We start from the raw sequence: 21,860 nt of genomic DNA, 5'->3' as shown, positions 1-21,860 counted from the left end.
CATTTTCATCCAGCGGCAGTTAGAGTCTTGAGGTTTTGTACGCCAAGTGGCGCGGATGGAGCAACGGACGATCGGCGGAGCTGGTCGGGGTTGCGCAGCCGATCGTCCGTTGCGGTGAGGTGGGCGGCGTAGGCCGCGGGGGTCAGGTATTTCAGCGACGAGTGGGGACGCTGGAGATTGTAGTCGGCGACCCAGTTGGCGATCTTGGCGCGGGCGTCATCGAGATCAAAGAACAGGGTCTCGTTGAGTAGCTCATCGCGCATCCGGCCATTGAAACTCTCGACGAAGCCGTTCTGCATCGGCTTTCCCGGTGCGATGAAGTGCCAATCGATGGCTGCGTCCTTGCACCAGGCGAGCATGGCGTTGCAGGTGAACTCGGTGCCATGGTCGGACACAATCATTCCTGGCTTGCCGCGTCGCTCGACGATTGCCGTCAGTTCGCGGGCCACGCGCTGCCCCGAGATCGACGTCTCCGGAATGGCGCCCAGGCATTCTTTGGTGACGTCGTCGACGATGTTGAGGATGCGGAAGCGTCGGCCATTGGCGAACTGGTCGTGGACGAAGTCCAGCGACCAGCGCGCGTTGGGCCTCGCCTCGACCAGGATCGGGGCGCGGGTCCCCACGGCCTTGCGGCGAGCCCGCCGCTTGCGGACGGTGAGCCCTTCCTCGCGATAAAGCCGGTAGATCCGGTTGATCCCCGAGGGCTCGCCCTCCCGCCGCAGCAGGACGAACAACCGGCGATAGCCGAAACGCCGCCGCTCGTTGGCGAGATCGTGCAATCGGCCACGCAGAACTGCGTCCGGCGGGCGGCTGGAGCGATAGCGGATCATCTTCCGATCCGCCTCCACGATCGAGCAGGCCCGCCGTTCCGACAGGCTCATGACGGCCTGCAGATGCGCGACCGCAGCGCGCTTGGCGGCGGGCCCTACCATTTTTTTGAAAGGAGCTCGCGAAGTGCGGCCGCATCGAGCATCTGCTCGGCCAGAAGCTTCTTCAGCTTCGCGTTCTCCTCTTCCAAGGCCCTCAGCCGCTTCGCTTCGGAAACGTCCATGCCGCCGAATTTGGCCTTCCAATTGTAGATCGTCGCCTCGGAAACACCGTGCTTGCGAGCCAGGTCGGCTGTCTTCGCCCCAGCCTCATGCTCCTTCAATACCGCGATAATCTGCTCTTCCGTGAACCTTGCTCGCTTCATCTGTCCGTCCTTCTTCGGGCCGGACTCTAACTCCTTCTGGAGGAAATACGCAGTGGCAGGTCAATACTCATCAACCAGCGACTCAAGCCCACAAGACAGCCACGTTGTTTGCTTGCCAAGTGCGGAAGGGAGCTCACGAGGTGAATCTGTCGGGCACATAGCATGAGATCCTCAATCGAATAAACTTGGAATGTCCCGCGCCCAAACACGTGTGGTCCGGCTGGAACCGTAAAAAGACCATGCCGACAATGTTAAATTCGATCTTGGCGGCGCCTCATTTCAGCGGAGATCATCGCTCTGTCTTGCCGCAGCGAGAGCTCCTCCGCGGCTAACAAAGCCTGATTCCATGTGGTCAACGCATGATCCTTCTCACCGTCCAACCAATTAGAGACGCCTTTCCATAGACGGTATTGTGCTCTCCCAACGGGAAAGGCGAGGCTATATCGCTTAAGATCATAGAGAGCTTGAGTCTCCCACTCACGCCACTGGTCGTATTCTCGCGCCAGGCCAGTCTCGCGGCCACGAAGGAGGACTTCACAAACGCCAGATATTCCCACAAGTATACTATGCGAGGTCGGGCGATGCATCGCGCGCAATAGCCGAAGCGTCTCATCGACGGCCTGGAGGCTCTCGTCATTGGATCCGACCCGCGATAACGCTAAGGCTAAGGATCCCTTCGATGACACAAACGCTGCAAGGTCAGCGGATCCGAACATCGCTGAGGTAATAAGCTTTAACAGATCGATCGCTTCGCGAGGTCTGTCGGCCTGGAGTGCACACAGGGATTTGCATCGCAACGCCCATATCTCTTGCTGGATGTTTCCGCTACTCTGAGCGCGCGATAAGAGTGCGTTCGCTGTCTCCTCCAAACTGGTCCAATCACCTCTATAAAAAAGAGACCAGAATCGAATTACCTGCGCATTAGACCATCGCAATTGATCGCCTGCCTGCAAACTAAGCTCTTGTGACTGCTTGATGCGACAGTCAACCGCCGGCCAATTGCAGTGGCCAACCTGCCAGAGAGCATCCAAGTAGCACACGTGTGAATGGATCGCCGGGTCACCCAGGCTTACGGCCGCGTGTTCGGCCTTCCTGATGAAATATTCGCAGGTGCGACGAAGACCGACTAGCCCAAAGCCGGATGCGACTTGCGAAGATGCTATGGCCAGTTCCGTTGTGACTCCGGTCCGCTCAGCATGAACGACAGCCTCGATAAGGTGTCGCATGCTTTCGATAAAGCGAAGTTCGAAATAGTCGACCATTGCCGCTTGGCTATGGCATCGAGCCATCTCTCGCTCCCAAGCCAGCGCATGATCAGAGTATTTAAAGGTCCGTGGCGGAAATAGCTGCTGGAGGAGAAGCCTTGCCGCGCTTGCGATAAGACGACTTAATCCGCTGACGGAGGAACTCCGGACCGACTCTCCAGCTAGGGTAAGCGCTCGACGAACTGCGACGCCCTGAGCATGAATATCGCCCCGACAGTACTGAGCTTCGGCTAGCTGTATCCGCCGCCGCACCGCTTTCAGCTTTTGCTCCTTAGTCAAAACGGGTTGGCGGGATTCATGGCTGAAACATATGCTGAGAAAGGCCTCGACCTCTCGGAATGCGCCGACTTGCAACGCTTTGGCAGCGGCGATCTCGGCGTAGGTGACAGCCTTGTCGTTCTGGCCTGCGGCTTCGAAGTGCTGGACAAGAGCTGCTATGTCGCCGCCAACAGCTGCGGCTTCTGTTTGTTCTAGACAATCAGCTAGGGTCCCATGGAATCGTTGGCGCAGGTCTGCGGGAATTGAGCCATAGACAACATCCCTGATTTGATCATGTCGAAACTCGTATTCTCCATCGCTTCCGCTGCTCCGGATGAACTGTGCCGCGACAAGGAGTTCGAGATCAGAGCGAATAGCCTCTTCAGATGCATGCTTCAGCAGGACCTTGAGAGAGTTCAACGAAAACGATCGCCCGATGACAGCTGCGGCTTTTAACACCTCCAAGATATTGGGCTCAACTCGATCTATTCGCTCTCGAATAACCCGCTCGACTCCTTCGAAGTACCGAAGCTCGTCCAGTGGCCGAAGCGAGCGCCAGCAGCCGTCGCGAACAGCTACCAACCCCTCAGTCTTTAGAGTCAGTGTGATCTCCTCAGCGAATAGAGGATTACCACAAGCTAGCGCAGATATCCTATCCGCCAATTCGCGCTCCGGAGGGACTGTGCCAAGTACACGCGCGGCAAGCTCGCGAATTTCAGCATCATTAAGCTCTTCGATTGTCATGAAACGGCAGAAGCGACTTGGATCCTCCAAATCAGTTCCTGACGCGGTTGCTCTCGCCGCATCGGCACGTCGCTGTATGGCCCGGAGCTCTTCGGGCGCCTCCTCGGATCGCACGCACAGCAAAATGAGGATAGACGATCGGGTCGCGAGGACCCACTCGACTAGCCTCCAAGAGGCAGAGTCAAGCCACTGGCTATCCTCGAGAATCAAAATCAGCGGGTGACGGCCAATCGCGGCCAGTAAATCACCGACGAGCCGCATCGTTGCATCGCCCCGGTGGGCTGCCTGTAGGTGGCGCGTATTATCGTTCTCAGCAATCGCAACGTCTAACACCCCGCCCAGCAATGGTAGCCGTTCCAAAATTGCCAAATCCTCCTTCACGGAAGATCTGATCGCATCCAGGACGGTGCGGCCCTCTGTGTCCGAAGGTAAATCCAAAAGAGATGTCAATAACCGCCGCCATGGTAGAAGGGAGGTCCTACGATCATCGCGCTCGGCTCGTGCCACAGACACCATTGCTCCTGCAGATCGGAGCTCTTCAGCGAACCACGCGACCAACGTGGATTTCCCGATGCCAGCTTCGCCTTGAATGACCAAGAGCCTCTTGCCGCCATTCCGTACCTCTTCGAATGTACGCGCCAAAGCCTCCATTTCGTTGCGTCGACCAACCAGAGACGCGAACACAGAATTAGCTTGGTGCGGCTCCATGGGGCGAAAAACCGCCGCCATATTGCCGAGTCCAGCTAATTGAAGCGTGCCTTGCGGTGCAAACTTGAATGCAGTTCGGCTGGACCGCTCTGTCGGTGCGTCGCAGAGAACGCTTCTTTCGCTTGCCACCATTAGTCGTGCGGCACGATTGATTGGCGCGCCGTGCCACATGAGCTGGCGGCGGCGCGCGCTTCCAACAATTCCCAAAAATGCGTCGCCGGTGGCAACACCCGTCGATGAGGCAAACCCAAGCCGGTCTACAGTCTGACTAATGGCATGGGCGGCATCGACGGCACGACGCGGATCATCTCGGTGGAAATTGCCGCGGGCTCCAAATGCAGTAGAAAAGACAAGCCCCTTATCATCATAAAAGAACTCTCCTAGCGGACCACCTCGAGATCTCGCAATCTCCTGCAATGCTACACATAGAGCTTGATGTTGCGACAGCGCCGAGCGATCTAAGCAGTTGAGGCCAATTATGCGTGTGAAAATCGCGGAGACGGGTCTTATTTCGTCTAGCATCGACAGATCATCATTGATCTGGCCGAGGGCATCGGAGTCGAGCGCCAGCGGTCCGTGGATGTGGACTGGTCTCGAAGGTTGCAGGCGCTCTCTCAGTTGCGATGGTAGAAATGCGGTTAGCCAGTCGGTCGGGGCCCTGTGCACACGCGGGGTTTCCATGGCAGAGAGTTTCAGTGCAGGGACTGAGCCTGCCTTCAACGCGCCCTTCGCGTCATCAGAGAGTTCGTAACTCCAACTACGAGCGATGCCTTGGCACGCAGCAGCTTGGGCAACGGCTTGCCCGCCCGCTATCAGCTTCCAATCGGACTGACCACCCAGAGCGGCAGCCCAAAGTCCACCGGCGCCTATCCCGATATGAAGAGCTGGAGTAATTTCCCTGACGCCGCCTCGCCTCGTATCGTTGCCGCTCCGGCAGATAATAGTGGCGCACTCGATCGCTCTTCCGACAGCAGCGTCAAGATGGTCTGCTTCAGCATCCCAGTACGCCAGCAACGAGTCTCCGGCGAAGTACAGGACTTCGCCTCCGAGTTCTACGACGTGCTCGGCGCATCGACCGTATGAGTTGCTCAGAAGTCGCGGAAGTTCTTCAAGCCCCTCTCGCCCGCGATGCGCGAGTTGTTCTACGAGCGCCGTGTATCGCGATACATCGACGAACATCACGGCTGCGGGAAACCGTAGTGCCACTGGCCGGCGACCTTCGCTGCCGTAGAGCCGATCGAGCAGCTTCAGTGGAAGAAAATCATCAAGCAGAGAATGGTACCCATTCATGTTCTGCTTCCGGTATCCGCGCTCAGCGCGAGCGGATAAAAAACGCTTTAAATGATGTCTTGCGTGATCAGCGCCTGAAAAGTCCTGATGGCGAGCATCGTCGTCAGACGCTCCATCAGAAGCCACTCTTTGTTGAAGCTACAAAATAACTATTACGCCTGCAACTGGCGCTCGGGTGTGAAATGGATCACATAGATCCGGTGAGGAAATGGCGTAAATTGCGGATCCTCGGCAGCTCCCATTCAAGCTGAGGGCGTCCCGAGTATTAATGATGATCGACTTAGCACGCTGATCATGTGCGGGCAGCTGCCGTTCGGGATGCCCAAACCGCTGATCTCTGCGGTCGGCTGCAATACTTGCAGAGCAGCCTGATGCATAATGCTCAGGGCAGCCTTTGACCCAACCGGAAGTCGATATCTGGACCACGACGCGGATCGCGTTAGTCAATTCCGACGGACCATGCATCGCTGCCTACAGCCGACATCATTCGGCCGATCGTATACCTCGGGGGTCGGTATTTCGGTTCGAGACCACGTAGTCGATCTCACCATACGTAATCCCAATATCCATCAGCTCTTGATCACTCAGTTTGCAAAGATCGCGTCGGAGCCGCTCCCATGTCCGCCACTCCTGAAAAGCGAACCACCAATTCTTGAAGGGGCTGATATTACGCCGCTGCGGTACGGTCGTCTGGACCAAGCCCGTTGTTTGAAAAATCGTGCTCATTGCAGCGTCCTCGGGTACCTTGTTCCCACCGAAACAAGCTGCCAAAATCCGGCCCAGCACGCTTTACGTGCTGCTTACATTTTCCTTTCGGGCGGCTTATTCTTTGCTTTTCAAGCGTGGCCGGGTCGAGCCGGAGGTCGCCTAAGGGATTTCGCGTCTTGCGCTATCTCTTCGAAGAGTACGAACTGGATTCCAGCCGCCGCGAGCTATACCGCGACACAAGCGTTGTCGCCCTGGCACCACAGGCCTTTGATCTGCTCGACTATCTCATCCGTAATCGCGAGCGCGTAGTTAGTAAGGACGAACTCATCACGGCCATTTGGAAGGGGCGGTGCGTATCGGATGCTGCGCTGACGACCCGGCTAAATGCTGCTCGATCCGCAGTTGGCGATTCCGGGGAGAACCAGCGTCTGATCAAGACGCTGCCGAGGAAGGGCTATCGGTTCATCGGTACAGTGCAGGAATCCCACAGCGCTCCGACGGTGGCAGCAACCGACAGCGAAAGGACGGCGGCTAAACCTGACCTTCCGCTTCCCGACAAGCCGTCGCTCGCGGTTCTCCCATTCACCAACCTGAGCTCCGATCCCGAGCAGGAGTATTTCGCCGACGGGATGGTTGAGGACATCATCACCGGCCTTTCACGGTCCAAATCGCTGTTCGTCATCGCGCGACAATCCACTTTCACTTACAGAAGCAAGGCCATCGACGTTAGGCAAGTCGGGCGCGAACTAGGCGTTCGGTATGTGCTCGAAGGCAGTGTGCGCAAGTCAGGCGACCGAGTTCGAATTTCGGGGCAGTTGATCGAGGCCACGACTGGTGCCCACCTTTGGGCCGACCGCTTCGACAGCCAACTCAAGGACATCTTCGATCTGCAGGACCAAGTCACGAGCAGCGTGATTGGCGCACTCTTTCCTCAATTGGAACGGGCCGAGATTGAGCGCGCAAAACGCAAACCAACTGAAAATCTTCAGGCCTACGATTACTATCTTCGTGCACTCTCAAGCTTCTATCAATTCACCCGCGAACAAAACATTGAAGCTCTCAGATTGACCCGCCTTGCCTTCGACATCGATCCCGGATTGGCCGCAGCATACGCGCTTGGTGCTTATTGCTACTTGCAACGAAAGGTTTTCGGCTGGACGATCAACGCGGATCAAGAACTGAACGACACCCGACGATTGGCAACCCGCGCTATTGAGCTCGACAACGATGATCCAACTGTACTCGTGAGGGTCGGGCAGGCAATTGCCGCCGTACTATATGAACTAGACATGGGCATGGCCCTCGTGTTCCGAGCCTATGAGCTTAATCCCTGGCGCAACCGGGCGATCTCCGAAGCCTGGTCCGCCGACATCGGCGTCGCCTGCGTGGTGGGGCGCCACGCCGCCGATGCCGGCTGCTGCCCGGCCTTATCCACCCAGCGCCGCAGCACCGAGTCGCGCAGCCCGAGTTCCTTGCCTACCGACGTGATCGAGCGACCGCTCGACACCACCAGCTCAACGGCCTGGCGCTTGTACTCTTCGGTAAATGACCGACGTTGACGTTCCATTCGACACCTCCGGGCTCAATGAGCCTACTACAGGTGTCCACTCATTCGGAGGAGGTTCACAGATAGGCTCGTAGTGATTGCGGTGCGAATATCCGAGATCCTAGGGTGTTACGCGAAAAATTGTCGTGCCGCAGCTGAGAAAGATTTGTACGAGCAGCTAGGGATCTCGAACTTTCGGTCAATGAAGAGGTCGTGCGACGTGGTCGTCCCACTGGGCGTCAAAAAATAATGCAAATCAAGGTCCCGATCCACCAACTTCTATGGGAGGAAATCAAAGCTGAGCCTGGTAATAGCGAGCTTGTCGACGCCGTTTTGAAGATTGTCGTATCTCGTACCGGAGGATACGCCGACCTGCGAGGCCCGCGTTGCGCACTTCCGTTTGTGACCCTAGCTGTGTAAAGACGCGAATTCTTCAGCTCGTCATCTATGTTGAAACCTCTTGCGAGCTTGAGTGCTACATCGATCTTGGACGAGTAAGTTGTTCTATCGCGATCAAGCGGCTCCGCCTTTTCACACAGCCAAGACCCTAAACGGAAGTCGCAGGGCAAGGCGGTCCGAACCTCCGGGACGGGCACCAGCCTGCAAGTTCGGGGTAGCGCAAATGCAATTTGCTGGGACTACCTTTGCATGGACCAGACGATAGCGTTCGTGAGGATTCGCTGGTAGCGAGCGTCCTGCCAAACTGCCGGCTCGTGGCCTAGCGCCGTGTAGAATACTCGCCCATTGCCGTAGCGTCGGGTCCATGCGAGAGGCCAACCATAGAATCGTTGATGCACACCGGCCTTGCTAAGGTCCACCGAGCTGGGGTCGAGGCGCAGGAGGACGTGTGATCCACGGTGGTCGAATTCGCTGATTTGGTAGATCTCATCCTCGACTTGCAACGAAGTCCCGAGAAAAGCCACCAGGGGATTGCTGGGATCAAGCACCTCGATTGTCGCGGCCTGATGCCAGGGATGACCGTCGAAGTAGCCGCCGATCAGATCGAGATAATCCGGCCAAGTGTAGAATGTGTCCGTCGCCGAATGAATGCCGACGAAGCCACGGCCCCCGCGAATGAAGTCGAGAAGTGCCGTCTTTTGCGCGTCGTCCATGGGAATTTCGCCGGTTGTGTAGAATATCACCGCGGCGTACCGGTCGAGGTTTTCGGTCGAAAATTCTGACGTGTCGTCCGTTGCGATGACTTCGAAGGCGCCGGAATTCCTCCCGAGTTGCATAAGTGTCGCACTGGAAAGCGGTATCACTTCGTGCCGATAGCCGGCGGAATATGTGAAATAGAGGACTTTTTCTGCGGAGCGCTCTGCATGCGCATTAGCTCGTCGGATTGCCAACGTGCTACTGATGAGTGCGATGAACTCTCGTCGCGTCACCATCCTCTCCCGACGCTGCTCGCCTTCCCGCATTGATTGCCATCACCCGGGCCAAGTTCGAAACCAGACTCACGCAAGGGGTATCCAGACCGACAAGCTACAAAATATACGAACGTCGGTGGCAAGGTCTCAACTCCTATGGGCTCCCCAAAGCGGGCATACATTACTCCGAACACGCGAAGCACTAAATGTGGATGTCTGCCTCTGGCCCGCAGGCGAAGATCGCAATGACCCTCCGGCACGCGTCGGCAGTTGGGGCCAGATCGCGAAGACGCGGCCAACCCGACGCGAATGACCCGTAGCGGTCTTCGGCTTGACTGAGGGTACGACGCGTCCGACCCCTATTGAACTCAGAAGGAGAGAAGGATGCTAGGGAAAGCGAAGGTGGCCGGCCGTCTTCCAGCCAAGGACCTGGATCGGGCGGGCGTTCTATTCCGAAAACTCGGCCTCGACCCGGTCGAACAGCGCGAAGGTGGACTGCGCTATTGGCGCTCTTCTTGGAAATCCGCATTAATTGCCTAACTGAGTGGAACCTGTACTATGTGCTCCCGAGCCTTGGGGACGGACATGAAGCGGCGGGCGTTCATCACGGCACTTGGTGCCGCTGCAGCGTGGCCACTCGCTGCAAGCGGCCAAACTCTGGCGAGATCAGTTCATGTTGTATTGCTGTCGCCAGTTGACCCGTCGGGGTTGGCTGGCCTTCGCAAAAACCTGCAGGACCTTGGTTATGTCGAAGGTCGCAATATCCGATTGGATGTGCGAAGCGCCGGAGGACAAATTGATCGTCTTCCCGAGCTTGCCGAGGCGGTCGTGCGGGAAGGCGGCATCGACGCAATCCTCGCGCAGAGCTTTCCTGCAGCGATCGCGGCATACAGAGCCACGCAAACTATTCCGATTGTTGCCATTGTTGGGATTGATCCTGTCGCATCGGGTTTGGCTGAAAGCCTCGCTCATCCCGGCCACAACGTCACGGGAATTGCGATTTTTGCCGAGGAAACGGACATAAAGCTCGTTGAGTTGCTGCGCGAGATTGCACCCCGCGCCGTCCGTCTCGCCGCCGTTACGGCCATAACCGGCGGTGGCAATCTGAGCCTTGGTGCGGTTCAGGACACCGGTCGCAAGCTGGGCTTTGATGTCGAAATAATCAAGATTGCCGATCCGGCCGATCTTGCGACCGCACTGAGCCCGGAAGTCCTGAGTAGGTTCGACGCGTTCATGTTTCCGCCGGATGTCGTGCTGTCCGGTCACAAGGCCGAGGTTGTCAAGTTGATCGGTTTAAGCAACAAGCCTGCAGTCTTTCCTTCGTCCGATTGGGCCGAAAGCGGGGGTTTGTTGTCTTTCGGGCCCGACCTTGCCGAGGTTGGTCGGCACATGATCTTGCAGCTTGATCGCGTGTTGAAAGGCGAAAAGCCACGTGACCTACCCTTCGAACGCCCCACAAAATTCGCGCTCAACATCAATCTCCATACCGCTCGCGCTATGGGAATCGAGCTGTCCCCGACATTGCTAGTCCGCGCCGAGAAGGTGATCGATTGATGTCGCCTTCTGGCCCATCCGTGAGCCGCGGAAGCCGAAGACGCCCGTCAGGTTACTTTCATCTCTAGCTCTTACACACCCTCACGGCTTCTCATTCGCCTCCACGTATCGCGCGAAATTGTCGAGGATTGCTTGCCAACCGCCCTGCTGCTGCTCGACTGAGTGGGTCGGTTCGCTATCGAAGACAATACGGACGACAATGCCTTTGGGGCCGGGCAGGAACTCGACTTCGGCCTTTCGATCGCCGAACGCGTATTCGATCCGCTTGTGTTGGACGACCTTGGTGTAGGTGCCGGCGAAATCGAACCCCATGCTGCCGTCCTTGGCCTCCATGCGAGACGAGAAGGCGCCACCGTCCCGCAGGTCGACCGTAGCCTTGGTCGTATGTCAGTCGTCGGACGCAGCGTTCCACTTCACGATGTCGGCCGGCGTAGTATACGCGCGCCAGACCTGATCGATCGGGGCCGCTACGTTGGCTTCGACGGTGATTCTCATGGGTCTTGCTCCAGTTCAATTTCACAGGCTTGAGGTGACAACATCACCTCTCGTGTGCTGGGTCCATCTACAGCCCTTGCGTGAAGTGTCCACCCAAGGACGACCGAGACCCGTCCATGCCGACATGGTCCAGCCGTCGATGCGGAAAAATTCGAAAAAGGGTTGTCATAGGTCTTTTGGCTATCCACGAACGACCGCGAGCAAATTGGAAGCCGCAGCCTGCGGCGAGTCCGGATCTGGCCCATCAGCGAAGTGAGGCCTGTTCGGCTTGAGGTCCGGTCGGTGAGCCATAGCGGCTTCCCCCGAGTTCTTCGCATTTTGACCAAATCGGTCCGGAGTGATCGGGCGTGTGAGTTGGAGGGTTCATTTCGGGGCGAAGCGGAAGTGGCCGGCATTTTAAGGTGCGCTTGTGGAGGCGAAGATCGGTAACGTCGAGATAAACGATCTCTGAACTGCCCGTTCGGCCGGCGTTCATATCATCCCTTTAGGATTTCCACACAGTAGTGAACCCGAGCCGTAGTTTCCAGCCGTGGAACCGAATCCACGCGCTCGATAATTTGCGCAGGGACTACTCACAATGGAGGAGACACAATGAAGAAGCTTCTCATTTCGGCTGCTGCCGCTGCAATCATGACCGGCGCTGCCTACGCCCAGACGGAATTTTATGTAGTGCAAGACACCTCCACGAAGAAATGCACCATCGTGGACAAGAAGCCGACCACCACAACCACCGTCATTGTTGGCGACGGCAAGGTGTTCAAGACACGCACTGAAGCTGAGACCGGGATGAAGACCATCAAGGTTTGCGCGCACTAAGGGAGGGGTGGTGAGAAGCGATAACTCCCGCTCCGTCCGCTCCCATCGACAAGAGAGAGGCCGCCGAAGTGGCCTCCCTCTATTCACCGGAACATACTAACTGGAGGATCAGCCATGTTGAAAGGAATGTGCAAGTATGCATTCGGCGCCACAGCGGCAACTGCGCTTTTTGTAATCCCGATCTCCGCCTTTTCCCAATCCTTTGAGATTGGACCGGGAGGCGTCCGAGGGTACGACGGTCGAGGAGGCGGGCAATGCGAGCAATTGCGGCTTGCCTGCGAAAACAAGGACGCGCTAGGGGAACGGGGCGAAGGAAATTGCCGCAGATACCGGGAGACCTGCCAAAGACCAGTACGCAGGGATGTGTGCGCCGAATTGAGACAGGCCTGCCTCTACAAGAACGAGCTGGGCGAACAAGGCGCAGGAAATTGCCGCAGGTATCGCGAGACTTGTAGGGGGCGCCTGTAAAGGTCTCGTCAATTTTCAGGATGGTGGAGTGGTCCGGCATCGCTCGGCACTGCCTCGCGCACGCGTCATCGCGAAGGCCGCCTCAGTTGGCGGCCTCGTTCATATGGGCCACCCCCGCGATATCGGCTACTCGCGCTTCTGCGAAGTGTCCGCACGCCTCGTTGAGGTCCACTCAGTGGGGCATAGCGGACTAGATTTGCTCAGGTTGAGTTCTTCGCATTTTGACCCTTAGCGGTCCGTGGGGAGAGCTCTGACGGCGGCCGGGCCGATAAGTTGGAAGTTCAATCCTGGCCTAATTTGTTCTTGAGGTGACCTCTCGAACTTCGCCCGGTTGGAGCTTCAAGACTTCAGCCTCTTCAAGCGTGAGCTGGCTGGTTAACAGCGAGGCTGTCCACCCTTCTGGAATGGCATTCAAGACTTCAGTGACCGCTTCGTCGCGCGGGGTCGCAGCCACCCAAAGCTGATGTTCCCGATCGTCGGTGGTCACTTTAACTAGATGAATGCCTTCAGTGTTTGCCATAACTCACTATGCTCCCAGAACTAGGCAAGTTCCAGTCGCTTACGTGACCATACCTGCAGGCCGGTCGTTCTCCGACCGGGAAATCGCGCTCGGCGTCTAATTAGGAACCGGCCTTTCTTTCGCACATTGCTCCTGCATCACCGCGCGACCTAGGCTCCTATCGGTGATGAGAACGCTGATTGCGCTCCCGCCCACTCAAACAGGGAGAAGCGCCATGATGAACCGGCGCCGTTTCGAGCAACCACAATCATTCCAAGCTCGCCTTGCCGCGTTCGCACAAGACGCACGCGACGAAGCTGAAAAGCTTCCGCCGGGCATCGAGCGCGACAACATGCTGCGCAAAGTCAGTCAGGCAGATACAGCGGCTCACCTAGAGGAGTGGGCCAATTCCTCTAAACGACTATCACCGAAGTAAGGTCATCATGGCGCGCTATTACTTCGATACTCATAATGGTAAGCTTGTTCGCGATGACGTGGGAATTGAATGCGACAGCTTTCAATCTGTGCGCGCTCAAGCAGCGGCTGGGCTCGCCGATTTTGCAAGAGATATAGTGCCGAGCGCAAAGTGGCGCGAAATGGCAATCCGGGTCCGAGACGACCAAGGCAAACCTGTGATGCAGGCAATTTTGCGCTTTGAAATTAGACAACCGTAAGAAGAGCCACCTCAGTTGGCGGCCTCGCGCCAGGAAAATGGCCGGCGATACGATCGACGACATCGGCGATACATTCGCGACAGTAGATGGTCGGGCAAGCCGTAAACGCAATTTGCTCGAGGGGCCCGAAGAGTTCGACCGTTTTCGAATTGATCGGTTCAAGCCAATCCAAGTCCGAGCTGGGAGAGCAACAATTCGGTCATCCCGGATCACACGCTATAAGACAGCATTCTCAATCGCATGCAGACCCGGTCAACTGAGCCGAAAAAATACCGCCGTAGCTGATGATATCAAAGCATTGAAAGCACGACAATTCCGTCTTCGAGCTCCCCCGAAGCAAGGCGCGCCCGCGCCATGCGCTCGAACTCCGTTCGATGCTTCTGGAGATAGCTGAAGGCCTGCTTTTGCGTGTTGAATGTCGTCGCGAGCCGGCACATCTGCCGATTCGCGCCGGATGCGAGAAAGAAAGTAATAGTTCCGTGGTCTGGCTTGATTCTAGGCACGACCTGCGCTCTCCGGCATGTGATCGGCCCTCCGTTAGGGGTGATGGCGTTGAAGGCGACTACCGCGCCGGCTTCCGTGAACGCTTCTTGGGCGGTGGCAACGCTATTCGAAGAGCTTCATCGGCCGCTTCCTTGGCCTCGCGCACCTCGCGGAGCCGCGCCATGTTCTTACGAACCTCGATGGCCTGCCTTTCGACGTCCGCCAATGCTCGCATTCCTTCTTCAGCGGCCAAGCGCTTCCGCTCGGAACGGGCGATACTTTCGACGGACGGTTCTGCCGGCTTCTTGGCGCTCATCGCTCCGTCTCCACAACCGACAAGACCCGCTCAATCCGAAGATCGAGCGGGCAGGGGAACCGTTTCAGTACATCCGTGAAACGGCGCCACGATATCAAGCCAGCGAGAGGTTCTCGGCGCTGACTTTGCCTCGCACCTTGTCGGTCTTAATCTCGAAATTGACCTTTTGGCCCTCAGCGAGACCCGCCAGGCCAGCGCGTTCGACGGCGCTGATATGAACGAACACATCGTTGCTACCATCGCTCGGCTGAATGAAACCGAAGCCCTTTTGGCCGTTGAACCACTTTACAGTACCCGTCGTCATTTTCTTCTCCAAAGCGTGCGAACGCATTCCGCGCGACAATCACACGGTCATCTTCAACTTCGTCGATGTCTTTGGAAAAAGAGCCCGCAGGCGCATTCAACAAGGCACAGCGGCTAATCGAACGAGCTCAATATACATTGCATTCGCAAATTCGCAAGGAGGCAAGCCGATTTGTTTCTGCGAGCCGGCTCTGGTGCTCCGATCCAAGCGCTTCCCGTGTCTCTGTCGAGCTGCAAGCAAGACGTTATCGATTGACAGCGCTGCACGAGAGTGGTCACGTTGATGCCACCAAGCTGTATCGCTTGTGACAAGCAGATCGGCTCGTCCGAAGCCGCGACGAGTGTCGCCGCCACTATCCTCAAAAGTCGCATGAAGCTCCTGCGCAATTGGCTGCCAGCAGGACGTGTCGCATTCGCAGCCCTGAGCGAGGAGGATCAATTGCACGTACTTGTCAGAGACAACAACGTCGAGCAGGCACTTCGTGTTCTCAAGAAGAAGATGCAACGCGAGGGCGTCTTCCGGGAGATGAAGCAGCGGCGTTCCTACGAAAAGCCGTCCGAGAGAAAGACCCGCGAGAAATCTGAAGCCATTCGCCGGGCCCGCAAGCTCGCTCGGAAGCAGGCGATCCGAGAGGGCTTGCTGCCAGCGCCGCCGAAAAAGAAACCGTTTGAACGCAAGCCACCCTTGCCGGAGATCAAGGCACGGGCGGAATAGAGAGCGCCGTCATTGCGAAGCATGCCGTCGAGCTATGGTCTGAAATCGATGCTTCGCAGCACGATGCCCGGCGGCGTGCCTTCGAACTCTGTCGCACGATATTTGCTGGCCGCTCGAGCTTCGATGCGATCCCGCAGGCGGGTGAACTGAGCTTCCCGCTGCTCGGGTCTGACTTGCGGCCCGCGCTCGAGATAGTCCATCGCAGAAGTGGAGATCGCGCAAGGAACCTCCCTGGCACCGTCATGCATCGAGAACCGGACGATCATCCGGTCGTATTCGTGGCTGATAAAGCGGCCGCTGGTCAATGTCATGGCTTGCTCTTACCTGATTGCGGCCCGGCACGTGCTCCAATCGTCGCCCGCGACGGGCCGCCCGCTTCGAGGTCGCGCCGAGCATGGCCCCGTGTCGCGAATCCAGGCGGCCCTCGTTCGCCTCAGCCCTCCCCCGACAGCCGGGCGAAATCGTCGAACAGTGCTGCCACCAGCGCGCGATGGCGCGTATCCTCGGCAGGCAGACTCGCAGCATAGAGGTTGAGCAGATGACGCGCCTTCACTGCCGCCTCCGGCCAGGACGCGGCAGGCACCGTCATCATGCGGTTTTCGAGGTCGGCTTCGCGCTCGCGCAGCTCGCGGAGATTGGCCTCGACGTCAGCCAGTGCGCGGCGCAGGTCGGTGGCCTTCTGCGCGGCCATGCCGCGATGCTTGTCGAGATCGACCGGCTGGTCAGTCATGGGCGATGCTCGCGTCCGCGGCTTGCGCGTTCGCAAGATCGATCGAGCCGATCGACAGCATCTCCGTGGCGCCGCAAGCGCCTTCGGCGGGCACGGTGATCATTGTGGCAACGCGGCGATAGGCCGAGAAGATCAGGCCGTCGATCGTCTCCTCGTCGGTGACGACCTCACAGGCACCCGCTAGCAAGACGCGCTCGATGCCACGGATGCGGAACGGATGCTTGAAGTTGAGGGTTTCTCGCCGCGAGCGGATGGTCATGCACGCCTGCCTTTCGCAAGTGAAGCCCAACCGATGCTGGCTCTCGCGATCATGCACCCTTCGCGCTGCAATAGCCAGCACTATCGTGACCCGCCGGCAAACTAGGATGTCACAGCGGAGCCGTCGCCCGCGCGGCATTTAACGCTCGCTATTGGCTCGGCGCGGGCGTAGGCTCGCCGCCATCACCGCAAATCTCAACGGCTTCGACCGGTGACGGAGGGTCACGTGTGCTCCCGCCGAAGGCCTCCCAAGAGCATTCGATGCCGCGTGTTCGTATCTCGGAATGGATCGTGCCGCCGGTGATCGTTCCATTGTTTTTACTGCTTCTCGTGTGTGGAGCTGCCATCCTCAATGGCTAGGGCAACTCGCGTGCCGTATCTGGTCAGTGGGACCAACGAATACGGAAGCTCCAATCTCGGCCGCGGCAGTGCAATGGTCGCGCTGCGGCTCGCGCGAAAGCTGCTGCGCGAAGGCTACATGGACGTCAGGGTTTGCACTCCGCGCGGACGGGTGCTGCAGTCGAACGAACTCGACGAACTCAAACCACCAAAGGAGAGCGACATGGCGAAGGGCCAGCAACGCGGCAATCGCGAAGCCAAGAAGCCGAAGAAGCAAAAGGCGCAGGTGATCGCTGCGGCGCCGAGCCGCAAGGAAGCCGCTTGGCAGCCGGATTTCGGACCTGCAAAGAAGAAGTAGCAGGACCTGACACCAGCGCAGAACCGCCGGTCTTGCACATCAAGACTTCTGAACGGCCTAAGCCGACGATTGCCGGTCGCTCCTCCGGCGTCTGCCCGTAACCGTACGGCGAGCCAACGAGTCCTACTCACTAAGGGTTCGTATTTCACGCCCTGTTCCTACACGAGGGCGGCGCCCTGGCGGGTGTCGGCCGTGCGGATGCCATTACGTATCCCGTCTTAAAAACTGCAGCCGACAAGGGCATCAAGACCCGCAATTCCGGTGAATCGGGCTATGTTACCAACCAGGACAGACCTGGCGCGGCTTCTCATTCAGCAGGAGAGCCAACCAACACGACGGGGACTACACGCGGAAGCAGCACGTCCAACGATCGATCCAACATGAACAGTTCGCAGGTCGACTACAATGCTTCCTTAAAGGACGGCTCGGCGCCGAAGAAATAGCGAGCTTCCGAACTCAGAGGCTTTCGGCAAAACGCGTTCGGGCGACCAGCCCTCGAAGGCACAATGGGTCGGAGGCACACCCAAGCGACAATGGGTTGGATCAGCGCGAATTCCCAGGGCAGCCGGTGGGGCTTGCTTTCAGCTTATCCGGGGGGCTATTCGCCCTCATGGATGTCCGTTCCTGGCCCAACCAAAGCGGTCGTCGAATGTGGAGGTCCGCTGAGTGCATCGAAGCGGACGTTTCCTGAATCATTCCATAAGAATGCATACGCGAACGGGAAGACGGGCCTGGAGCTACGGCCATTCACTCGTGGCACGCCGCGCGGCTTATTCGGCAGCATCGGCGTGATGGCAGACCACTCATTGTCGGTGAGTTCGTAGCGCATGATTCGGCCCTTGATTTAGGGAGCTTGAATCATCGTCGGCAGGTAGGCTCAACATGCCCGGCCAAGGAGCGCTTTGGTTGCGATGCGCCCGAAAGCGGACGCGTTATACTCACGTTGAGTTTTGTCGTTCGTGCCCGGAGCGGAAGGACGGCGCTAGGCTCGATCGCTGCAGGCCCTGCCCGTTTTATGGGCGCGGGTTGCCATCAGAAATGGCAAAAGCACCAGACCGTTCCGAGCTGGTGGGTTGGAATCGACCGTGTTTCAGTGGGTTACCCGCGGGTCGCCAATGGCATGAATCTTGTTTAAAACTTAACTAAAGTGGATGCGGAAATTGTCATTGGCGTTGTCCAACCCTGGCATCAGGGAAAGGCAGGTAAGCCATGAAGCTAGTCACCGCCATTATCAAACCATTCAAGCTCGACGCGGTGCAGGGCGCGCTGACGGTTCTCGGCGTGCAAGGCATGACCGTGACCGAGATCAAGGGATTCGGCCGACAAAAGGGCCACAAGGAGATTTATCGCGGCGCCGAGTATGCCGTGAACTTTGTGCCGAAGGCGAGGATTGATCTTGTGGTCACCTCTGAGCAGGCGGACAGGGTTGTTGCGGCGATACAAAATGCCGCAAGAACCGGAGAGGTGGGCGACGGCAAGATCTTCGTTTCGCCAGTCGAGCGCGCCGTTCGCATTCGCACCGGAGAGACGGACGAAGCGGCTGTATAAGGCTTCACCGACACCTCTTGCGACCAGGAGGGAGACAATGGCAAACGCGCGCCAAAGACTCGTGCTATTTGTGACGGCTCTCTTGGGGACTGCGCTTCTCTATCTTGCATTCGGTGACGTCGCGCTCGCACAAGACGCGGCCTCGGCAGCCTGCGGCGGCAAGGTTTTGGAAAAATGCACTCCCAATTCCGGCGACACCGCGTGGATGCTCACGTCTGTTGCGCTCGTATTGATGATGACGATCCCGGGGCTTGGGCTGTTTTATGGCGGCTTGGTGCGCAAGAAAAACGCTGGCGACACGGTAATGACCAGCTTTGCCGTGACGTGCCTGATCACGATCCTGTTCGCCATCCTGACCTACAGCTTGGCCTTCCGGGCCGGCACGCCGTTCGTCGGCGGGCTGGACCGCATATTCCTGAAGGACATCCTAAGCGACATCGGCAAAGGCGGGATCGGCAATCCCAACCCGCTCGCGGCGACGATTCCCGAAAGCGTCTACATCTGCTTCCAGATGACGTTTGCGATCATCACGCCGGCGCTGATCGCAGGGGCCTTCGCCGAGCGGATGAAATTTTCCGCGATGCTCTGGTTCATCGGCCTGTGGGCGATCTTCGTCTATGCGCCGATCGCGCATTGGGTGTGGGGACCTGACGGTATCTTCGCCTCCGGCAACGACGCCGCCTGGGTCAAGGTGTTGGATTTCGCTGGCGGGACCGTCGTGCATATCAATGCCGGCGTGGCAGGCCTGATGTGTGCCATTATGCTTGGCAAACGCAAGGAGACGGGACCGGCCCATAACATGGTGCTGACCTTCATCGGCGCCTCGCTGCTCTGGGTCGGCTGGTTCGGCTTCAACGCGGGATCCGCGGTGACGGCAGGCATGCAGGCCGGCATGGCGATGCTGGTGACGCAGATCGCAACGGCGGTCGCCAGCTTCACCTGGATGCTGGTCGAGTGGTCGCTGAAGGGCAAGCCGACGGTCGTAGGCATCTGCTCGGGTGCGGTCGCAGGCCTCGTCGCCATCACGCCTGCGTCCGGTTTCGTCGGCCCGATCGGCGCCTTCGTGATCGGCATCGCGGCCGGTGTCTTCTGCTACTGGGGATGCACCGGGCTCAAGGGTATATTCAACTATGACGACGCTCTCGATTGTTTCGGCGTCCACGCCGTCGGCGGCATCGTCGGCGCACTGCTCACCGGCATATTTGCCGTCGAGCAGTATGGCGGCACCGCGGGTGCTCTGGAAGGAAATCCGGGACAGTTCATCAATCAGTGCATCGGCGTCGCCACGGTCTTTGTGTATGACGCCGTCGTCAGCCTGATCATCCTGTACGGGGTCAAGCTGTTCGTCGGCTTGCGGGTGTCGGAGGAGATGGAGCGCGAAGGTCTCGACCTCGCGTTGCACGGAGAAGCAATACAGTAATCTACGTCGAGTGGTGGCGTCCCGAAGGTGGACTCGCGATTTGACTCAAGCGGGAGCGAACTGCCGCTGGATGCCGAGTCAATACGATTGCTTGAAGCCTGCGAAGATATTCAGTCTTAGAGTCTGTGCGTGGTGTGGCAGACCCCGGCCGCCTTGCGGCACTCTTGGAAGGGGGCCTCCTGATTCAGGATAGAGGGGAGCTGTTGAGCCTCGTCCTTCCGGATCACACCACCACGCGGTTCGCCAAGGACACATTGTTCACGTGACCTCCCTCTAGGAGGGCACAACTCGCGTGCGCGACCTTGCACCGCACAGGTACCACTAGTTAAAGCTTCGACGAGCCCTGAGCTCAGGTCCAAATCGACGAGGCCCTATAGTTATCGAGCTGACCCTCCTGACCTGCTCACGCGTCAGCTCGGGGTTGAAGAGGAGCTTACAGGCGCGTGGCCCGAACGGACGCGCACTTCCCAGGGTTGATGTCCGCTTCTGGCGCTTAGCCGAACAAGGCTGATGCCATTGTGATGTCAGCTACCGGGGGTAGACCGGGCGCGGGGCCGCGCTTGTCCTGACCGCCGCTTGTGACCCTGGCTGTTCTCTAATTCCGGGCGTGAGGTCAAGCTCTCCTTGAACATCCTTGCCGGGTCCATGGTTCTCTCCGCGGTAGGGGCGTGCCCTCCACATGATGGCGTAAGATGACGCTGGCGGATCAATGTGTGAAGCGCGCTTTGCCCTTTCGAGCACCGCAAAGCCAGGGGCGATCTCACCAACGCCAGCGTCCCGGCAGGGACGTTCGCTCCCGCTGCTCGGCGGGAACTCGTTATCCTTTATACAGGCTGATCAGCAGCATCCTTTGATGACCATTTAAATTCGGTACCATCGATCCACATCCGATGCAGAATGACAGCAAGTTTTCGGGCAACCGCAACCTTGGCTTTGCGTAGCCCGCTTCGTTTCGCAAGCCGAATGCCCCATCCTTTGAGTGCTGACCATTTTGCTACGCGTGTGAGCAGCATATTGGCCGCCTCGTAGAGGTAACTTCGCAGCATCTTATCGCCGCATTTCGAGATTCGGCCCGTCCAGTCAATTTCGCCGGATGCGTATCGGCGGGTCGTTAGTCCTGCGTAGGCTCCGACGCTTCGTGATCTCTTGAAGCGAGCGGGGTCATCGATCGTCGCAAGGAAGCAAAGGGCCGTGACCGGGCCGATGCCAGGAGCCGTCATGAACCGTCGCACCTGAGCATTGTTGCGAGCCAGCCGCAGCACCTTGCGGTCAAGGTCCACAATCTGTTGCTCGACGGCCTCGCGTGCCCGGGTTGACGCCGTTGAGCTTGCAGGTAGCGACGATCGACGCCAGCAAGGCCCAGTTTTCCATTTTTTCCGACGGGAAGGGAGCTTAATTGCGGCGAAGCACGCAATAATGGGCCTCAGAATTCCCGCCGCACCGCGGGATGTTTCCGGTTCTTGACCTGGACCCAGTGCTTGCAGCGGCACCGACGTGTGGTCGCTCCAGGTGCTTTGACACCAAACCCTCGAGACCCATTCGGCAGGCGGCGCGACATACCTCAGGGCCAATCTCGCCGCCGTCGAACGGATTGATGAAGACCCTTTCCGGCTGGGCGCAACCGCTCAAGCTCGGTCTTGCGCAGGTGCAACGGCAGCTTGCGTAGATCGTCGCCGCCTTCGGCAAAGTACATCGAATGCCGGCTGCGCCTAACCATCAGGCTGGCGCGTTGCAGCACGCAGGGCGCGCCGGCCCCACCGCAGGCGTGCAGATCCAGCCTTAGCCCTCGTTGCAGCCCGACAA

At 58.3% G+C, this 21,860-nt stretch carries 22 protein-coding genes and 2 pseudogenes; 10 read left to right on the top strand and 14 right to left on the bottom strand.

Annotation, left to right across the window (positions count from 1 at the left end):
• Positions 1-5 precede the first annotated feature (5 nt).
• The 3 genes from XH85_RS40735 to XH85_RS48215 all read right to left on the bottom strand — a co-directional run bounded on the left by XH85_RS40735 (position 6) and on the right by XH85_RS48215 (position 6,183).
• Positions 6-1,192 (bottom strand): IS3 family transposase gene (locus XH85_RS40735; protein ID WP_128933672.1). Its coding sequence is split into 2 segments (ribosomal slippage): positions 6-940 and positions 940-1,192, totalling 1,188 coding nucleotides; the frame shifts between segments, so codons are not numbered across the junction.
• A 251-nt stretch (positions 1,193-1,443) separates the two neighbouring features.
• Positions 1,444-5,457 (bottom strand): AAA and adenylate/guanylate cyclase domain-containing protein, encoded by a 4,014-nt coding sequence (locus XH85_RS40730; protein ID WP_128936407.1) that lies wholly within the window; start codon positions 5,455-5,457, stop codon positions 1,444-1,446.
• 483 nt (positions 5,458-5,940) lie between these two features.
• Positions 5,941-6,183, bottom strand: a complete 243-nt coding sequence (locus XH85_RS48215; RefSeq protein ID WP_128936406.1) for a DUF1127 domain-containing protein — start codon at positions 6,181-6,183, stop codon at positions 5,941-5,943.
• A gap of 116 nt (positions 6,184-6,299) precedes the next feature.
• On the opposite strand from XH85_RS48215, the pseudogene XH85_RS47185 reads away from it, so the two are divergent.
• Positions 6,300-6,617, top strand: a pseudogene (locus tag XH85_RS47185) (winged helix-turn-helix domain-containing protein); the annotation flags it as partial.
• 863 nt (positions 6,618-7,480) lie between these two features.
• Here the strand turns inward: XH85_RS47185 and XH85_RS40715 are convergent.
• Positions 7,481-7,732 (bottom strand): transposase, encoded by a 252-nt coding sequence (locus tag XH85_RS40715; RefSeq protein WP_128936405.1) that lies wholly within the window; start codon positions 7,730-7,732, stop codon positions 7,481-7,483.
• Between the two features lie 617 nt (positions 7,733-8,349).
• Entirely contained in the window at positions 8,350-9,132 is a 783-nt protein-coding gene (locus XH85_RS40710; protein ID WP_245473718.1) for a ThuA domain-containing protein, read from the bottom strand.
• 333 nt (positions 9,133-9,465) lie between these two features.
• Here XH85_RS40710 and XH85_RS45685 point away from each other — a divergent pair, with 333 nt between their 5' ends.
• The gene (locus XH85_RS45685; protein WP_164940897.1) at positions 9,466-9,621 is read left to right on the top strand and encodes a hypothetical protein; all 156 of its coding nucleotides are present in this window, start codon (positions 9,466-9,468) and stop codon (positions 9,619-9,621) included.
• Positions 9,622-9,666: 45 nt separating this feature from the next.
• Positions 9,667-10,635, top strand: a complete 969-nt coding sequence (locus XH85_RS40705; protein WP_164940642.1) for an ABC transporter substrate-binding protein — start codon at positions 9,667-9,669, stop codon at positions 10,633-10,635.
• Positions 10,636-10,716: 81 nt separating this feature from the next.
• Here the strand turns inward: XH85_RS40705 and XH85_RS40700 are convergent.
• Positions 10,717-11,130: pseudogene (locus XH85_RS40700) on the bottom strand (SRPBCC family protein).
• Positions 11,131-11,721: 591 nt separating this feature from the next.
• On the opposite strand from XH85_RS40700, the gene XH85_RS40695 reads away from it, so the two are divergent.
• Complete coding sequence (locus XH85_RS40695) at positions 11,722-11,946, top strand: hypothetical protein (protein WP_128936403.1); 225 nt, start codon at positions 11,722-11,724, stop codon at positions 11,944-11,946.
• Positions 11,947-12,706: 760 nt separating this feature from the next.
• On the opposite strand, the gene XH85_RS40685 is transcribed toward XH85_RS40695, so the two are convergent.
• Complete coding sequence (locus tag XH85_RS40685; protein ID WP_128936402.1) at positions 12,707-12,934, bottom strand: hypothetical protein; 228 nt, start codon at positions 12,932-12,934, stop codon at positions 12,707-12,709.
• 214 nt (positions 12,935-13,148) lie between these two features.
• Here XH85_RS40685 and XH85_RS40680 point away from each other — a divergent pair, with 214 nt between their 5' ends.
• Both XH85_RS40680 and XH85_RS40675 read left to right on the top strand, forming a co-directional pair.
• Positions 13,149-13,349, top strand: coding sequence for a hypothetical protein (locus tag XH85_RS40680; protein ID WP_245473719.1), 201 nt, complete (start codon positions 13,149-13,151; stop codon positions 13,347-13,349).
• Positions 13,350-13,356: 7 nt separating this feature from the next.
• Positions 13,357-13,587: a DUF6894 family protein gene (locus XH85_RS40675; protein WP_128936401.1), complete on the top strand. Its 231-nt coding sequence runs from the start codon at positions 13,357-13,359 to the stop codon at positions 13,585-13,587.
• 290 nt (positions 13,588-13,877) lie between these two features.
• On the opposite strand, the gene XH85_RS40670 is transcribed toward XH85_RS40675, so the two are convergent.
• The 3 genes from XH85_RS40670 to XH85_RS40660 form a co-directional block, all read right to left on the bottom strand.
• A complete protein-coding gene (locus tag XH85_RS40670; RefSeq protein WP_128936400.1) occupies positions 13,878-14,090 on the bottom strand; it encodes a hypothetical protein in 213 nt (70 codons plus the stop codon).
• A gap of 59 nt (positions 14,091-14,149) precedes the next feature.
• On the bottom strand, positions 14,150-14,386 hold the full coding sequence (locus XH85_RS40665) for a transcriptional regulator (RefSeq protein ID WP_128936399.1): 237 nt from the start codon (positions 14,384-14,386) through the stop codon (positions 14,150-14,152).
• A 94-nt stretch (positions 14,387-14,480) separates the two neighbouring features.
• A complete protein-coding gene (locus XH85_RS40660; RefSeq protein WP_128936398.1) occupies positions 14,481-14,690 on the bottom strand; it encodes a cold-shock protein in 210 nt (69 codons plus the stop codon).
• 438 nt (positions 14,691-15,128) lie between these two features.
• Between XH85_RS40660 and rpsU the strand changes: the two genes are divergently transcribed.
• On the top strand, positions 15,129-15,404 hold the full coding sequence (gene rpsU / locus XH85_RS40655) for a 30S ribosomal protein S21 (protein WP_027572522.1): 276 nt from the start codon (positions 15,129-15,131) through the stop codon (positions 15,402-15,404).
• A gap of 32 nt (positions 15,405-15,436) precedes the next feature.
• On the opposite strand, the gene XH85_RS40650 is transcribed toward rpsU, so the two are convergent.
• From XH85_RS40650 to XH85_RS40640, 3 genes are all read right to left on the bottom strand, one after another.
• Positions 15,437-15,715 (bottom strand): DUF1488 family protein, encoded by a 279-nt coding sequence (locus XH85_RS40650; protein ID WP_128936397.1) that lies wholly within the window; start codon positions 15,713-15,715, stop codon positions 15,437-15,439.
• A gap of 122 nt (positions 15,716-15,837) precedes the next feature.
• On the bottom strand, positions 15,838-16,134 hold the full coding sequence (locus XH85_RS40645; RefSeq protein WP_091898391.1) for a hypothetical protein: 297 nt from the start codon (positions 16,132-16,134) through the stop codon (positions 15,838-15,840).
• Positions 16,127-16,393: a hypothetical protein gene (locus tag XH85_RS40640; RefSeq protein WP_128936396.1), complete on the bottom strand. Its 267-nt coding sequence runs from the start codon at positions 16,391-16,393 to the stop codon at positions 16,127-16,129. The genes XH85_RS40645 and XH85_RS40640 overlap by 8 nt, the downstream gene beginning before the upstream one ends.
• Before the next feature lie 351 nt (positions 16,394-16,744).
• Here XH85_RS40640 and XH85_RS46015 point away from each other — a divergent pair, with 351 nt between their 5' ends.
• The 3 genes from XH85_RS46015 (at position 16,745) to XH85_RS40620 (ending at position 20,057) form a co-directional block, all read left to right on the top strand.
• A complete protein-coding gene (locus XH85_RS46015) occupies positions 16,745-17,089 on the top strand; it encodes a hypothetical protein (RefSeq protein ID WP_208758160.1) in 345 nt (114 codons plus the stop codon).
• Between the two features lie 1,209 nt (positions 17,090-18,298).
• Entirely contained in the window at positions 18,299-18,637 is a 339-nt protein-coding gene (locus XH85_RS40625; RefSeq protein ID WP_128936395.1) for a P-II family nitrogen regulator, read from the top strand.
• Positions 18,638-18,674: 37 nt separating this feature from the next.
• Positions 18,675-20,057 (top strand): ammonium transporter, encoded by a 1,383-nt coding sequence (locus tag XH85_RS40620; protein ID WP_128936394.1) that lies wholly within the window; start codon positions 18,675-18,677, stop codon positions 20,055-20,057.
• A gap of 824 nt (positions 20,058-20,881) precedes the next feature.
• Here the strand turns inward: XH85_RS40620 and XH85_RS40615 are convergent.
• Complete coding sequence (locus XH85_RS40615) at positions 20,882-21,337, bottom strand: transposase (protein WP_128936393.1); 456 nt, start codon at positions 21,335-21,337, stop codon at positions 20,882-20,884.
• Between the last annotated feature and the right edge of the window lie 523 nt (positions 21,338-21,860).

Source organism: Bradyrhizobium zhanjiangense (assembly GCF_004114935.1).
GTDB classification, from domain to species: domain Bacteria; phylum Pseudomonadota; class Alphaproteobacteria; order Rhizobiales; family Xanthobacteraceae; genus Bradyrhizobium; species Bradyrhizobium zhanjiangense.
The sequence above is the reverse complement of the archived record's forward strand: the minus strand, read 5'-3'. Positions and strand labels throughout refer to the sequence as shown.

Coding starts and splice junctions, on each gene's coding strand:
- XH85_RS40730 (WP_128936407.1), bottom strand. CDS start 5,457: ATGAATGGGTACCATTCTCTGCTTGATGATTTTCTTCCACTGAAGCTG.
- XH85_RS48215 (WP_128936406.1), bottom strand. CDS start 6,183: ATGAGCACGATTTTTCAAACAACGGGCTTGGTCCAGACGACCGTACCG.
- XH85_RS40715 (WP_128936405.1), bottom strand. CDS start 7,732: ATGGAACGTCAACGTCGGTCATTTACCGAAGAGTACAAGCGCCAGGCC.
- XH85_RS40710 (WP_245473718.1), bottom strand. CDS start 9,132: ATGCGGGAAGGCGAGCAGCGTCGGGAGAGGATGGTGACGCGACGAGAG.
- XH85_RS45685 (WP_164940897.1), top strand. CDS start 9,466: ATGCTAGGGAAAGCGAAGGTGGCCGGCCGTCTTCCAGCCAAGGACCTG.
- XH85_RS40705 (WP_164940642.1), top strand. CDS start 9,667: ATGAAGCGGCGGGCGTTCATCACGGCACTTGGTGCCGCTGCAGCGTGG.
- XH85_RS40695 (WP_128936403.1), top strand. CDS start 11,722: ATGAAGAAGCTTCTCATTTCGGCTGCTGCCGCTGCAATCATGACCGGC.
- XH85_RS40685 (WP_128936402.1), bottom strand. CDS start 12,934: ATGGCAAACACTGAAGGCATTCATCTAGTTAAAGTGACCACCGACGAT.
- XH85_RS40680 (WP_245473719.1), top strand. CDS start 13,149: ATGATGAACCGGCGCCGTTTCGAGCAACCACAATCATTCCAAGCTCGC.
- XH85_RS40675 (WP_128936401.1), top strand. CDS start 13,357: ATGGCGCGCTATTACTTCGATACTCATAATGGTAAGCTTGTTCGCGAT.
- XH85_RS40665 (WP_128936399.1), bottom strand. CDS start 14,386: ATGAGCGCCAAGAAGCCGGCAGAACCGTCCGTCGAAAGTATCGCCCGT.
- XH85_RS40660 (WP_128936398.1), bottom strand. CDS start 14,690: ATGACGACGGGTACTGTAAAGTGGTTCAACGGCCAAAAGGGCTTCGGT.
- XH85_RS40650 (WP_128936397.1), bottom strand. CDS start 15,715: ATGACATTGACCAGCGGCCGCTTTATCAGCCACGAATACGACCGGATG.
- XH85_RS40645 (WP_091898391.1), bottom strand. CDS start 16,134: ATGACTGACCAGCCGGTCGATCTCGACAAGCATCGCGGCATGGCCGCG.
- XH85_RS40640 (WP_128936396.1), bottom strand. CDS start 16,393: ATGACCATCCGCTCGCGGCGAGAAACCCTCAACTTCAAGCATCCGTTC.
- XH85_RS46015 (WP_208758160.1), top strand. CDS start 16,745: ATGGCTAGGGCAACTCGCGTGCCGTATCTGGTCAGTGGGACCAACGAA.
- XH85_RS40625 (WP_128936395.1), top strand. CDS start 18,299: ATGAAGCTAGTCACCGCCATTATCAAACCATTCAAGCTCGACGCGGTG.
- XH85_RS40620 (WP_128936394.1), top strand. CDS start 18,675: ATGGCAAACGCGCGCCAAAGACTCGTGCTATTTGTGACGGCTCTCTTG.